This window comes from Nocardia nepalensis (genome assembly GCF_048910785.1).
Lineage (GTDB): Bacteria > Actinomycetota > Actinomycetes > Mycobacteriales > Mycobacteriaceae > Nocardia > Nocardia nepalensis.
In genome coordinates this window covers 277,355-289,990 of record NZ_JBKBET010000038.1, presented here as the reverse complement: position 1 = coordinate 289,990, position 12,636 = coordinate 277,355, and the positions used below count along the sequence as shown (strand labels likewise).

Annotated in this window: 11 protein-coding genes; 4 read left to right on the top strand and 7 right to left on the bottom strand. The window is 66.5% G+C overall.

Going from position 1 to position 12,636, the window contains the following annotated elements; all coding sequences use genetic code 11:
* Positions 1–53 precede the first annotated feature (53 nt).
* A complete protein-coding gene (locus tag ACHQ4I_RS35890; protein ID WP_420776347.1) occupies positions 54–695 on the bottom strand; it encodes an SAM-dependent methyltransferase in 642 nt (213 codons plus the stop codon).
* A 210-nt stretch (positions 696–905) separates the two neighbouring features.
* Here ACHQ4I_RS35890 and ACHQ4I_RS35885 point away from each other — a divergent pair, with 210 nt between their 5' ends.
* Positions 906–1,628 (top strand): TetR/AcrR family transcriptional regulator, encoded by a 723-nt coding sequence (locus ACHQ4I_RS35885; RefSeq protein WP_420776346.1) that lies wholly within the window; start codon positions 906–908, stop codon positions 1,626–1,628.
* Positions 1,629–1,899: 271 nt separating this feature from the next.
* On the opposite strand, the gene thiD is transcribed toward ACHQ4I_RS35885, so the two are convergent.
* A complete protein-coding gene (thiD, locus tag ACHQ4I_RS35880) occupies positions 1,900–2,742 on the bottom strand; it encodes a bifunctional hydroxymethylpyrimidine kinase/phosphomethylpyrimidine kinase (protein WP_420776345.1) in 843 nt (280 codons plus the stop codon).
* A 189-nt stretch (positions 2,743–2,931) separates the two neighbouring features.
* On the opposite strand from thiD, the gene ACHQ4I_RS35875 reads away from it, so the two are divergent.
* Both ACHQ4I_RS35875 and ACHQ4I_RS35870 read left to right on the top strand, forming a co-directional pair.
* Positions 2,932–4,074, top strand: coding sequence for an LLM class flavin-dependent oxidoreductase (locus tag ACHQ4I_RS35875; RefSeq protein ID WP_420776344.1), 1,143 nt, complete (start codon positions 2,932–2,934; stop codon positions 4,072–4,074).
* Positions 4,075–4,614: 540 nt separating this feature from the next.
* Positions 4,615–5,763, top strand: a complete 1,149-nt coding sequence (locus tag ACHQ4I_RS35870; RefSeq protein ID WP_420776343.1) for a GTP-binding protein — start codon at positions 4,615–4,617, stop codon at positions 5,761–5,763.
* A gap of 176 nt (positions 5,764–5,939) precedes the next feature.
* Here ACHQ4I_RS35870 and ACHQ4I_RS35865 read toward each other — a convergent pair whose 3' ends face one another.
* Together ACHQ4I_RS35865 and ACHQ4I_RS35860 are read right to left on the bottom strand one after the other, a co-directional pair.
* Positions 5,940–6,563 (bottom strand): NAD(P)-dependent oxidoreductase, encoded by a 624-nt coding sequence (locus ACHQ4I_RS35865; RefSeq protein ID WP_420776342.1) that lies wholly within the window; start codon positions 6,561–6,563, stop codon positions 5,940–5,942.
* Positions 6,564–6,787: 224 nt separating this feature from the next.
* On the bottom strand, positions 6,788–7,924 hold the full coding sequence (locus tag ACHQ4I_RS35860; protein ID WP_420776341.1) for an epoxide hydrolase family protein: 1,137 nt from the start codon (positions 7,922–7,924) through the stop codon (positions 6,788–6,790).
* 85 nt (positions 7,925–8,009) lie between these two features.
* Between ACHQ4I_RS35860 and ACHQ4I_RS35855 the strand changes: the two genes are divergently transcribed.
* Positions 8,010–8,657: a TetR/AcrR family transcriptional regulator gene (locus ACHQ4I_RS35855; protein ID WP_420776340.1), complete on the top strand. Its 648-nt coding sequence runs from the start codon at positions 8,010–8,012 to the stop codon at positions 8,655–8,657.
* Between the two features lie 133 nt (positions 8,658–8,790).
* Here the strand turns inward: ACHQ4I_RS35855 and ACHQ4I_RS35850 are convergent, their stop codons facing one another.
* The 3 genes from ACHQ4I_RS35850 to ACHQ4I_RS35840 all read right to left on the bottom strand — a co-directional run bounded on the left by ACHQ4I_RS35850 (position 8,791) and on the right by ACHQ4I_RS35840 (position 12,620).
* A complete protein-coding gene (locus tag ACHQ4I_RS35850) occupies positions 8,791–10,296 on the bottom strand; it encodes an SH3 domain-containing protein (RefSeq protein WP_420776339.1) in 1,506 nt (501 codons plus the stop codon).
* 206 nt (positions 10,297–10,502) lie between these two features.
* A complete protein-coding gene (locus tag ACHQ4I_RS35845; RefSeq protein WP_420776338.1) occupies positions 10,503–11,294 on the bottom strand; it encodes a thioesterase family protein in 792 nt (263 codons plus the stop codon).
* 81 nt (positions 11,295–11,375) lie between these two features.
* Complete coding sequence (locus ACHQ4I_RS35840; RefSeq protein ID WP_420776337.1) at positions 11,376–12,620, bottom strand: KasA/KasB family beta-ketoacyl-ACP synthase; 1,245 nt, start codon at positions 12,618–12,620, stop codon at positions 11,376–11,378.
* Positions 12,621–12,636 lie beyond the last annotated feature (16 nt).

Here is a 12,636-nt window from a genome sequence, read left to right as displayed (position 1 = left end):
ACCGCGCTGGACCCCAGCTGGGCCCTACCTGTGAGGTTGCTGGGGACCTGGACCTACCGCAGTCGCCGAATCCGCAAGATCGTGTCGCTGCGCCGCCCCACCTGCCCCTCCGGCCCCGTCACCTCCCGCTCGACCTCATCCGCGGTCTCCACCTGCCACCCGTCCGATTCGAGGGCGAGCCCTGTGAGCACCTCATCCATCGTCGGAAAGTGCACATCATGGCGATCCTGCACAAATGAGGGCCAACCCGCATGCCCCGCAATCAACAACACCCCACCCGCCGCCACTGCCTCCGCGGCCCGCCGCAACACCCTTGTCCGCTCGTCATCCTGCGCAACCGGCGAATGAAAGAACTGCGCCGAAACCAGATCGAAGGAGCCCGCTGGAAATGTCTGCGCCAGATCGTGTTCCGCGAACACAATGCGATCGGCGACGCCCGCTTGGTCGGCGTGAATCGCAGCCCGCCGCAGCGCGGTCGCGGACACATCAACAGCTGTGACACGCCACCCCAGCCCGGCAAGCCAAACAGCATCAGCGCCCTCACCACATCCGAGGTCCAATGCGGTGCCCGGGGACAGCGCCGCCCCCTCGCGCACCAGCAGCGGATTGGGATTCCCGGTCCAGATCTGATCCCGATCCTGATAGAACCCCTCCCAGAATTCCTGGGCATTCTGCGATGCGGTGCTTTCGGTCATGCGTCGGTCTCCCGTCGAAGTCGTTCGTGTCGTCCCATCGACACTGGTCACAGCATGTATGCCGCGCCCGCAGCGATGCCAGATTTGTTGCTGCTTCAGCAAAACCATTCCCGGATTCTCCAGGCGATGCTTCCTGGGGGCAGGGCCTGGATTGCGGTTTCGACCGAGTTGACCGAGGTCGGGGCGGGGGTTGGTACGGTCGGAATTGTGATGCGTAGTGGGCGGGGCGTGGGTGAGGTACCGCCTAAACGAGTGGATGCTCGGACCGAGCGGTGGCGGGAGCATCGGCGCAAGGTTCGGGCGGAGTTCGTCGATGCGGCGTTTCGGGCGCTCGATAGGTTCGGGCCCGAGGTCAGTATGGGCGATATCGCGAAAGAGGCCGGTGCGGCGAAACCGAAGCTGTATCGGCACTTCGAGGATAAGACCGACCTCTATAACGCCATTGTCGATCGGGTGCGCGACATGCTGTGGGAACGGATTGTTTCCAGCGTCGACCTGACCAATGATTCGGCGCGTGAGGTTATCCGGCGCGGCGCGGCCGAATATGTGCTCGTGGTGACCGAGCATCCGAATGTCTTCCGCTTCATGATGCACAGCCACTTCACTCAGCGCGCCGACGATTCCGAGCGTGCGCTGCAATCCGCTCGCCAATCGGCCAAGCGGGCGGCCGATCTGTTCGCCGGACTGCTCGAGGACACCGCGGTCGAGGTGTCCAGCGTCGAACTCGTCAACTACTCGGTATTCGGTGCGGTGGCCTCGGCCACGGATTGGTGGCTGGGTGCGAACCGCCTACAGGCGAATGCGATGCCGATCGAGAAGTTCGTCGCCTACCTGGCCGAGATCATCTCCGCGTTAGCCGAGGCCAATGCGCGGCTGAACGGCATCCGCATCGACGCGGATCTGCCACTGCACCTTGCGTTTTCCAGCGAGTGAGATCGCATTGAGTTGTACACCGGTGGCGCCGACCGCGGGGCGCGCCGCTGGCGGTCGGCTTCCACAGCCACCTCGAACCACATTGTTCTCGTTGAACCGCGTCATTGAGGTCAACGGTGGCTGCGATGGCCCAAGTATGGACCCACCCACCGACAAGTTTCGCTTCCCCTCCGGCTGCTCGCCGAGCGTAGTGATATGGCGGTCGGATGCGGCGTGGTCGACCACCATTCGACTACGCCCGCCGGAACTTCCCCGGAACCGGCCGTCGGGACTAGGTCGCGGATAGGCGCCAGAAGGGGGAGACGGGCCCGTGACCTGCGCCGAGATCGTAGGACGCGGCCAGGCAGCGATAGGTCCAGTCCTTGGCGAATGCGACGGCATCGGGGACCGAGTAGCCGTTGGCGAGCGCGCATGCGATGGCCGCGGCCAGGGTGTCACCGCCGCCGTGATCGTTTCCGGTGCTGATCCGCGGCGCGGTGAACTCCAGGAATTGGTCGCCGTCGAAGAGCAGATCGGTGCTGACCTCGGAGGACCGCAGGTGTCCGCCCTTGACGATCGCCCACCGCGCCCCGAGTTTGTGCAGCGCCTGCGCCGCCCGACGTGCCGAGGTGTCATCGGTGACCTCGATGCCGGTGATCAGCCGCACCTCGTCGAGATTCGGCGTCACCACGGTGGCCAGCGGAATCAGCGTATGCCGCACCGCGTCCAGCGCCTCCTCGTGCAGCAGTGAATCGCCGTGCATGGAGGCCGCCACCGGGTCGACCACCAAGGGCGTCCGGTCCCGACCGATCCCGACCTCCTCGCAGACCGCCGCCACGGACTCGATGATGGCGGTCGAGGCCAGCATCCCGGTCTTGGCCGCCCCGACCCCGATATCGCCGACCACCGCACGCACCTGGTCGGCCACGATCTGCGGCGGAATCTCGTGGAACCCGCTCACCCCGACCGAGTTCTGCACTGTCACCGCGGCAACCGCCACACATGCGTGCACTCCGCACAGGGCCATGGTCCGCGAATCGGCCTGAATACCCGCGCCGCCGCCGGAGTCGGTTCCGGCGATGGTAAGGACACGAACCGGAGTCTGCCCGTCGGGCATGAGCGGCAGGAATTTCACACTCCAGACCCTACTCAGCGACCGCGCCGGAATTTGCGGTCCGTCCGAACCGGCCTAAGTGTGCGCTTTCGGGTGAATGTGGCTCGCCGACTTAGGCGGGAGAATGCACGCGAGGCCCGAGAACGGGATTTCCGATCTGGCCGATCGCATTCCTGGTGAGGCCGGAGTACCTTGGGTTGGATCGTTCGAATGTCCCTCACCTTCCACTGGTTTCTGCCAACCAGCGGCGACAGCCGCAATGTCGTCGGTGGTGGTCACGGTGCAAACGCAACGCGATCCGCCGGTGACCGTCCGCCCAGCGTGGCATACCTGAGCCAGATCGCGGCGGCCGCTGAGGCGCTCGGCTTCGAGGCGGTCCTGACTCCGACCGGCGCATGGTGCGAGGACGCCTGGCTGACCACCGCGATGGTCAGCCAGGCCACCGAGAGGTTGAAATTCCTGGTGGCGCTGCGCCCTGGATTCATCTCCCCGACGCTGGCCGCGCAGATGGCGAGCACCTTCCAGCGGCAGACCGGCGGCCGCCTGCTGATCAATGTGGTCACCGGCGGCGAATCCAGTGAACAGCGCGCCTACGGCGACTTCCTCGATAAGGACGCCCGCTACCTGCGCACCGGCGAATTCCTCGAGGTCGTGCGCAAACTCTGGGCGGGGGAGACGGTCAGCTTGACCGGCGAGCACATTCACATCGCCGACGCGAAGCTCGCCCAGGTGCCGAATCCGGTGCCCGAGGTGTACTTCGGCGGCTCCTCGCCGATCGCGGGCGCTATCGCGGCCAGGCATTCCGATGTCTATCTGACCTGGGGTGAGCCGCCCGAGCAGGTCGCCGAGAAGATCGCCTGGATCAGGAATCTCGCCCAACGCGAAGGCCGCACAGTGCGTTTCGGCATCCGACTGCACGTCATCACCCGCGACACCTCGGAACTGGCGTGGGCCGAAGCCAACAGGCTGCTGGCCGGATTCGATCCCGCGGCCGTCGCGGATATCCAGAAGTCCTTGGCGCGCAGCGAATCCGAGGGACAGCGCCGAATGCTCGCCCTACACGAGGGCTCCAGCGACTCGCTGGAGATCTACCCGAACCTGTGGGCGGGCATCGGACTGGTGCGCGGCGGCGCGGGGACGGCGCTGGTCGGCAGCCACGATGACGTGGCCGAGCGCATTCTCGAATACCACGACCTGGGGATTGATGAGTTCGTGCTCTCCGGGTATCCGCATCTGGAGGAGGCGTACTGGTTCGGCGAGGGCGTACTGCCGCGACTGGCGGCGCGCGGGCTGTGGCGGCATCCGGATGCGCCGGCGGTGGCGCACCGCGGTCTCGAAGTCGCGTCGTCCTGATATCGGTACCCATCGACGCGGCCGTCGCCGAGGTACGCGCCCCCAGCGCGCTCGCCCGAGACCTGTTGCCCCTGTTGTCAGTTGCCACCCCCACCGACAACTCGACACACTCGTTCAGGGATCAAGATCAGGTGGCACTGGTGGCGGGGGGTTCTCGGGCGATGCCGCCACAGATTCCACGTGATCACATGTCCAATTGAGGGGGGTGGGTGGTGGGTGCGTTTGGGTTGGGTGGGCTGCGGTGGGTCCTGTTGTTCTGCACCTACTTCCAGGGGGTGCGGACCCCGGATGGTTTGGCGTTCTGTGGTTTTGCCGGTGCAGTGCTGGGCGCGTCGTGTGCCGTACCCGGCTTACCTCCCGCAGCCGAGTGGGCAGGCGGATGGCTTCCAGCTCGGTCGACTGGCTGTGGTTGCGTTCTCGAGCGTTTCGAGGGGGTGGAGTGGTGGTTTTTGGTGGGGTTTGGGGCTGCCATTTGACTGTCTGGGGGTGAAGTCTGTGGTCACGTGGCGTCTTCTAAATGAAAACCATTATCATTAAAGTGTGACCACTTCATCTAGGACCGACCTGCTGCCCGTCACCGTGCTCTCCGGCTTTCTGGGCGCGGGCAAGACGACGCTGCTCAACCACATCCTGGCCAATCGGGACGGGCGGCGGGTCGCGGTCATCGTCAATGACATGAGTGAGGTCAATATCGATGCCGCGCTCGTCGCGGGGCAGGGGCACCTCGACCGGACCGAGGAGAAGTTGGTCGAGCTGACCAATGGCTGCATCTGCTGCACCCTGCGCGAGGACTTGGTCGAGGCGGTCGGCAGGCTCGCCCGGGAGGGGCGTTTCGATCAACTGGTCATCGAATCCACTGGGATTTCCGAGCCGATGCCGGTGGCCGCGACCTTCGACTGGGAATTCGAGGACGGCTTCAAGCTCGGGGATATCGCCTGCCTGGACACCATGGTCACCGTGGTGGACGCCTCGACCTTTCTCGCCGAGATCGCTCGCGGCCAGGCGCTCGCCGAGCGGAATCTGCAAGCGGGTGAGGGGGATACGCGCACCATTGCCGACTTGCTGGTTGATCAGGTCGAGTTCGCGGATGTCCTGCTGATCAATAAGACCGACTTGGTCAGCGCGAATGCTGTCGGAACCGTGGAAGCGACGGTGCGACGGCTCAATCCGCGCGCCCATGTGCTGCGCACTGAAAGGGGCGCGGTGGATCTCGCGGAAGTCCTCGCCACCGGCCGCTATAACCCGGTCGTCGCCGCCGAATCCGAGGGCTGGGCCGAGGAAATCGCGGGCGGCCATGTGCCCGAAACCGAGGAGTACGGCATCCGTAGCCTGACCTACACCGCCGAGCGCCCCTTTCATCCCCAACGTCTGGCCGATGCTCTCGCCCAACTTCGAGGCATCCTGCGCAGCAAGGGTTTCTGCTGGCTGGCCACCCGACCCGACCTCGCCGCCATCTGGTCCCAGGCCGGTCCCAACTTGACCTTCGAACCCGCAGCCTGGTGGTCCGCCCTCGAAGTCCCCGCCGGCCAGGAAATCGTCTTCATCGGCGTGAAACTCGACCTCGCCCGGATCCGCCGACTCCTCGATGCCGCGGTACTGACCGACGCCGAATTCGCCGCTGGCCCGACAATATGGTCCACCTACCCCGACCCGTTCCCCACCTGGGGCGACGCGCACGATCACACCTGAGCCCGGGGTGGCCGCTGAGCAGCCGGATCGGCTCATTCCGCTCAGTGATGCGATCCGCGTGTTGTCGAACCTGCGTCCGTCGGCTCGACCGAGCCGGATGGTCGGCCGCTGAACGTCCGTAACCCACGCACCTCGTGGGCGCGACATGTTGGTCGCGCGGCGCGGCACGACCCGCGTCAGTTCGAGATGCCGGGGGCTCGGTGGGTGTAGGTGGCGTCGGTGAGTTGTTCGAGCATGAAGGCGGCGATATCGGCGCGGGCGATCCTCAGTGAGAGGCCCTTTTCGTTGGCGTCGAAGCCGCGGCGGAAGGTGTTGGTGCGGGGGCCGTCGGTGAAGGCGCTGGGGCGGACGATGGTCCAGTCCAGGTTGCTGGCGCGGACGTATTCCTCCTGCTCGACGTGGTCGGCGTAGGCCTGGCGCAGCAGCATCCCGAACATCACGTACTTCCAGAGGAAGTTCAGGTTGCCCGCGCTGTCGCCGACGCCGAGGGTGGTCTGGCAGATCAGGCGCTCGACGCCGGTTCGGTTCATCGCCTCGATGACCGCTCGGGTGCCCTGGGCCCGGATGACGCCCTTGCGGCCCGCACCGAGCGAGATGAGCACCGCGTCCTGACCGGCGACCGCCTTTTCGACCGAATTCGTGTCCAGCACATTGCCCTCGGCAATATGCAGCCGCTCGTGCCGCTGCCCGACACTGGCCGCGTTGCGGGTGAAGGCGGTGACCTCGTGACCCTGCTCGAGCGCCTGCTCGACGACCAGGCGACCGACGGTGCTGGTGGCTCCGAAGACTGCGATTCGCATTGTTCTCTCCTTATTGAATTCGCGGTGCTCCCGGTCCTGCAGGCTGCGGGGCCGGACGCTCGCACCGCTTGTGTTGAAAGCTGTTGAGCTGTTGGTGAATCCAGTACATCAACGGAGAGTGAGACGAACCATGGCCGTGAGTCTCGCGGACATAAGAGCGGGTCTACACGGCTCGCCCCGCACCCCGGAGATCGGGGCGCGGGGCGTTGACCAGGAGCCTCGCCTCAGCCGAGCTTGGCGAAGAACTGCCGGATATCGGCGACGATCACCTGCGGCGCCTCATGTGCGGCGTAGTGTCCTGCGGCATCGTTCGGGCCGCCCTGTACGGAGCTGATGTCGTAGGAATTCCAGCTGACGATGTTGCTGTGATCGCGCTCGGCGAACCGGCGGATCGACTGGAAATCGCCCTTGAACATCGCCAACCCCGTCGGCACCGTGGTCGGTCCGCTCGGCTGCTGCGCGGTGTGCGCGTTCTCGTAGTAGAACCGCAGCGACGACCCGGCCGTACCGGTCAGCCAGTAGATGGCCACGTTGCCGATCACGAACTCCTCGTCGAGGCTCTCGCCGAACAGCTGCGCATTCCAGCCGAGCAATCCGATCGGCGAATCCGCCAGCGCGAACGCCAGCGTCTGCGGCTGCTGGCTGTGCAAGGCGTTGAAGGCCATCTTGTTCTCGTGGAACCACTGCAGGTGCTGCAGGGCCGCCATATCGTCCTCGGACAGCCCCTCGAACTCCGATGGGTCACCGGACGGGAACGAAAACAGCTGCGTCACATGCACTCCGACGACGTGATCGGAATCCAGCCGGCCGATCTCCGGTGAGACCATCGAGCCACCGTCGTTGCCGATTGCGCCGTAGCGCTCGTAGCCCAGTCGGCTCATCAGCTCCGCCCAGGCCGCGGCGGTGCGGACGGTGCCCCACCCGGTGCTGCGGGTCGGCCCGGAGAAGCCGAATCCCGGCAGCGACGGGATGACCAGGTGGAAGGCGGGGTCATCGGCCGATTCCGGCTCGGTCAGCGGCGCGATGACATCGAGGTATTCGAGCACCGAACCCGGCCAGCCGTGGGTGAGGACCACCGGCAGCGCATCCGGCCGGGAGGACCTGATGTGCAGGAAGTGGATATCTTCGCCGTCGATCTCGGTGGTGAACTGCGGGTAGGAGTTCAGCTTCGCCTCCAGGGCGCGCCAGTCGAAGCGTTCCAGCCAGTACGCGGCGAGACCCCGCACCCGCTCGTTCGGCACGCCATAGGCGTCGCCGACGCCGGGCAACTCGTTCGGGTAGAGGGCCCGGGACAGCCGGTAGGCCAGGTCGTCGAGCTGAGCCTGCGGGACGTCGATGCGGAAGGGGGTGATGGCGGTCATCTCTACTCCTTGTGAAACGGAATGCTTCGTTCTGTTTGAACAGTAGCAGAACGGATCGTTCCGTTTCAAGTGCTAATCTGAACCCATGCCGAAGACATCCGATGCCCCAGCTCAGAAGGGTCTGCCCGGCCGCAAGGCGCAGGCCGCCCGCAATGACGGGCTCATCCTGGCGGCCGCCCGCGCGGTCTTCCTCGCCGACGCCAATGCCCCAATCGCCGCCGTCGCCGAGCGGGCCGGAGTGGGAATCAGCGCCCTCTACCGCCGCTATCCGAGCAAGGAGGTGCTGTTGCGTACCCTCTGCCACGAGGGGCTGCGCCGCTATAACGCCGAAGCCGATGCCGCACTGGAGGATTCGGACGGCTGGCACGGTCTGGTCGGCTTCCTGGAGCGCGTGGTCGACGCCGACGTGCACTCGCTGACCGTGCACCTCGCGGGCACCTTCACCCCGGACGAGTCGATGCGCCCGGACATCATGCATTCGGGCGAGGTCACCGACGAACTGGTCCGGCGGGCCCACGCCTCCGGTCGGCTGCGCGCGGATGTCAATGCCAACGACCTCGGTCTCGTCCTGGAATCATGCGCGGCCATCGCCATGCCGGACCAGGCCCGAACCGCCGAGCTGCGCAGGCGGGTACTCGCCATGCTTATCGCGGGTCTGTCGGGAAAAGGCGAGCTGCCTGGTCCGCCGCCGCAGCCGGGTGAATTCGCGTGGCGCTGGCAACCGCGCAAGTAGCGCCGATCAATTCGGCACCACGCGCCGTCTGCATGCTTCTTCACCGATCCGGACGGCAATGGCTGGGCGATCCAACAGATTTCGACGCATCCCTAGCTGGTTCTGGTTGTCCCGAGATCGTTCGACCGCGGTATCAGACTTGCCTGTCGCTGGTGGAGGTCCAGGGTGCGCCGGGTCGTGCGAGGGGTCGGATCAGGCGGCCGTCGACCCAGGCGGTCCAGCCGTTGTTGCAGGCGATATGCGCCCAGTCCCCGGCGCGGCCGAGGATCTGGAGTTCTACGCCGGGATCGATGCTGGTGATGGGGCCGAGGCTCGGATCGGGCGCCGCCCATGCGTCCAATCCGCCCTCGGGTACCAGGTGGGTCGGGTACCAGAGGGCGGCGAGAGGTTCGATGGTGCGGCCGTTGACCCAGCCGGTCCAGCCGTTGTTGCACGCGATATGCGCCCAGTCGCCGGAGCGTTCGAGGATCTGGAGTTCGACGCGCGCGTCGATGTGGGCGATGGGCGGCTGGGTCGAGTCGGGAGTGGCCCAGGCGGGCATGCCGTTGGCGGGCACCTGGTGGGTCGGATGAAATGCCGGTGTGCCGCCGCGTTCGACCTTCGGCACGGCTTCCGTGGGTGCGGCGGACGCGTCGAAGGCCGGTATGCCACCGATGAACGGCTTGACCACGGCAGGATCGAGCACATCGCGCACCAGGCGGAGCGCGACTTCGGTTGTGGTCTCCAATAATTCGGCACGCGGGTTGCGCGCCGCCAGCTCGCGCCAGCATGCGAACCGGGTAGAGAACGTCGAACGGAACACCGTGAAATGGGCGAGTGCGTCCTGTTTCGTTGCCGCACTGGTCATTACGGCAATGCTCCCGGTCGTCAACAGCTGACCGAACGACCGTGCCACCGCGGTACCGGCATCGGTGAATCGGTAGCTACCGAGCGCCTCCAGCCGGACCAGCCCCAGCAATGCCAGCCGCGCCAGCCCCTCCGTCATTCGACCGGCCGCCGCCGCGAGCGATACCGGTGCGGCGCCCTGGGCGGCGGACAGGGACCAACGGGTGTCGCCGCCGGCCAGCCCCTTGGCGAGTTGCTCCTCCAGCTCGAGCGCCCGCAGCTCGAGCGGTCCGGGCGTGACATTTCGACGCACGGCCGCGGCCAGGCGGGCCTCCTGGGCCGCGTCGGCGGCGGCGAGCAGCGCGGCCAATCCGATGAGATCGAGGTCGACCGGGGGTGATGCGAATCCGGGGCCGTAGGAGCTGAGATCGAGCAGTTCGTCCACCAGCGCGGTGGCCTGGGTGAGCGTCGGCACGACGGTGAAATCGAAGCCGTCGTCGGCGGTCCCGGCCTGCATGACGAAGGTGTCGTCCGCGTCCCCGCGCAGCAGCAGCGCCGCCGTCCAGTTGTCCTGACCGGCGCGGTTTGCGGTGATGGCGGTGGTGTGGGCGGGATCGGCGGCGATCCGCAGTGTTCCCGTTGCGGGTCCGGTGAGTCGGTCGTCGGCTTCGAGTAAGCCGGTGTCCCGCAGCGCTGCCGCCGGGTCGTCCGGCGGGGGCCGCACCGGCAGCGCGGACCGCGGTCCCGGCTTCAGCCCAGCGATGGACAATGCCGCGGCGAGCTTGTCCGGGTCCAGTCGGAAACGCATCAACATCGTCGACTCCAGTTCTCGGGTCGACCGAATCACATTCATGGTTTCACATGCGGCGATTGCTCAGCAACCGCCCGACCAGCGTCTCGACCTGCGAAGTTCGGGCCGTGCCCGCAGCTTCGATCCGGTCCGCCGGGTAACCCCATCCGGCGGCGCGCACCGGGTGTCCGGGCGGGCCGCAATCCTCGACCGGGCGGGTCGGAGCCGAGCTAACGTCGCCCGAGGAACAGCGTTTGGGTGCTTCGACCGAGCGGCCCCTTCTCGTCGAAGAGCGCGGATTCGGCCAGGCCGATGCCATGTGGTTGCGGGTAGGTGGCGGCGTCCAGACAGACCCACTCGCCGACCGGCTGTCGATGCAGGGTGACCGTGAGATCGGTGTTGATGAACAGGTACTTGGACCAATCCAGCACCGCGCTGACGCCATTGCCCGAATCCGCCGCCGCCAGTGTGCGTTCCAGCGGACTCGGCGTGGTACCGGCGACAATCGGATACTTCAGCCGGATCCAGCAGATCGCCGGGCCGGGTTCGGCGAAGGATCCGGCGACGAAGCGGTAGTCGATGCCGGTGTGGAAACCGATGGGCTGCTCCGACGGAAACGGCGAGGACACACCCTGATCCGGCCCAGGACGGGCGCCGCTGGGCAGGATCTGTTCGGGCAGTTCGAGCTCCGGCTCGGCCAGTTTGAAGCGCCAGGCGTTGGCTCGCATGACCGGTCCCTGATCGGTGGACAGCGTCGCCTCGATCAGTTCCACACTGCGTCCGGGACGGGCCACCCGTGTCGCCACCGTCAGCGGCGCCAAGGGAACCGGGCCGAGGATTTCCACCGCGACCCGCCCGACCTGGAATCCGTCCCTCGGCTCGCAGCGCTCGATCGCGTACCCGAGCAGCGCGGACGGCGGTCCGGCGTGCTGGGCGTCGGGTGACCACGGACCGCGAGTCAGTTCGGTCGAGACGAACCGATTCGGGTTCGCCGGATCTGGTGTGTAGAAGGCGTCGGCCACGTCGTTGTCCCGTCCCGCTGGGTTGTTCGTATGGTTAACGATTCTGCTACGACGCTACGCCGGGGCGATCAACCGCCTTCGTTATGCCCGGCCGAAGGCGAGTGCGACATTGTGGCCGCCGAAGCCGAAGGAGTTGTTGAGTGCGAAGTCGATGCGTTGCTCGCGGGGTGCGCCCGCGACGATATCGAGGTCGATCTCCAGGTCTCGATTGTCGAGATTGAGTGTGGGCGGAACGATCTGGTCGCGCAGCGTCAGCATCGTGAGGATGGATTCGAGCGCCCCGACCGCGCCGATCGAATGGCCCAGTGCGGATTTGGGTGCGTAGACCGAAGCCTCGGGCGTGACGGCGGTGATGGCATTGGCCTCCGATGCGTCACCGATCGAGGTGGAGGTGGCGTGCGCGTTGACGTGCTGAATATCCGAAACATCAAGTCCGGCAGTGCTTATCGCCTTGCGCATCGCGCGCGCCGCTCCGATGCCATCCGGCTCCGATGCGACGATGTGGTAGGCGTCGGAGGTGATCCCCGCGCCGAGCACACGGCCGTGGATCTGTGCGCCGCGCGCCCGCGCATGCCGCTCGGACTCCAGCACAAGCAATGCGCCCGCCTCGCCGAAGACGAAGCCGTCGCGGTCCCGATCGAACGGCCGCGACGCCCGCTCCGGTTCGTCGTTGCGGGTGCTCATCGCGCGCATCATGGCGAAGCTCGCGATCGGCACCGCATCGATATGACCCTCGACGCCACCGGCCACCACGACATCGGCCTCGCCGGTGGTGATCAGCCGCCAGGCGTGCGCGATCGCCTCCGAACCTGACGAACAGGCCGAGACGGGGGCGAAAACCCCTGCCTTGGCGCCGATTTCGAGCCCGACCGTGGCGGCCGGGCCATTCGGCATGACCATCGGCACCGACATCGGCGACACCTTGCGGTAGCCGCCGTCGCGCATCGAATCGACGGCATTGATCAGCGCGTCGCCGCCGCCGAGGCCGGTGCCGATGACGACCGCGAGCCGTTCGCCCTCGACCTCGGGCGCACCCGCATTGCGCCACACCTGACGGCCGAGCACCAGGGCCATCTGCTCGACATAGGAGTGGCGTCGCTGTTCGACGCGGGTGAGCCGCGCACCCGGATGTGACTTCAACTTGCCGCCGATCCGGACCGGCAGGTCGTACTCGGCGACGAAATCGTCGGTGAGCATCCCGATGCCGCTGCGGCCGGCGAGCAGGCCGGACCAGGTCGCGTCGATGTCGTCGGCGATCGATGTGGTCGCGGCGATCGCGGTGACCACGACCGACGGCCGAGTTTCTGAAGCGATTGTTACAGTCACGATGTCATGAATACCT

Excerpts from the sequence above, each read along its gene's own strand:
- ACHQ4I_RS35885 (WP_420776346.1), top strand. The coding sequence starts at position 906 with ATGCGTAGTGGGCGGGGCGTGGGTGAGGTACCGCCTAAACGAGTGGAT.
- ACHQ4I_RS35890 (WP_420776347.1), bottom strand. The coding sequence starts at position 695 with ATGACCGAAAGCACCGCATCGCAGAATGCCCAGGAATTCTGGGAGGGG.
- ACHQ4I_RS35855 (WP_420776340.1), top strand. The coding sequence starts at position 8,010 with ATGCCGAAGACATCCGATGCCCCAGCTCAGAAGGGTCTGCCCGGCCGC.
- ACHQ4I_RS35860 (WP_420776341.1), bottom strand. The coding sequence starts at position 7,924 with ATGACCGCCATCACCCCCTTCCGCATCGACGTCCCGCAGGCTCAGCTC.
- ACHQ4I_RS35850 (WP_420776339.1), bottom strand. The coding sequence starts at position 10,296 with ATGTTGATGCGTTTCCGACTGGACCCGGACAAGCTCGCCGCGGCATTG.
- ACHQ4I_RS35865 (WP_420776342.1), bottom strand. The coding sequence starts at position 6,563 with ATGCGAATCGCAGTCTTCGGAGCCACCAGCACCGTCGGTCGCCTGGTC.
- ACHQ4I_RS35875 (WP_420776344.1), top strand. The coding sequence starts at position 2,932 with ATGTCCCTCACCTTCCACTGGTTTCTGCCAACCAGCGGCGACAGCCGC.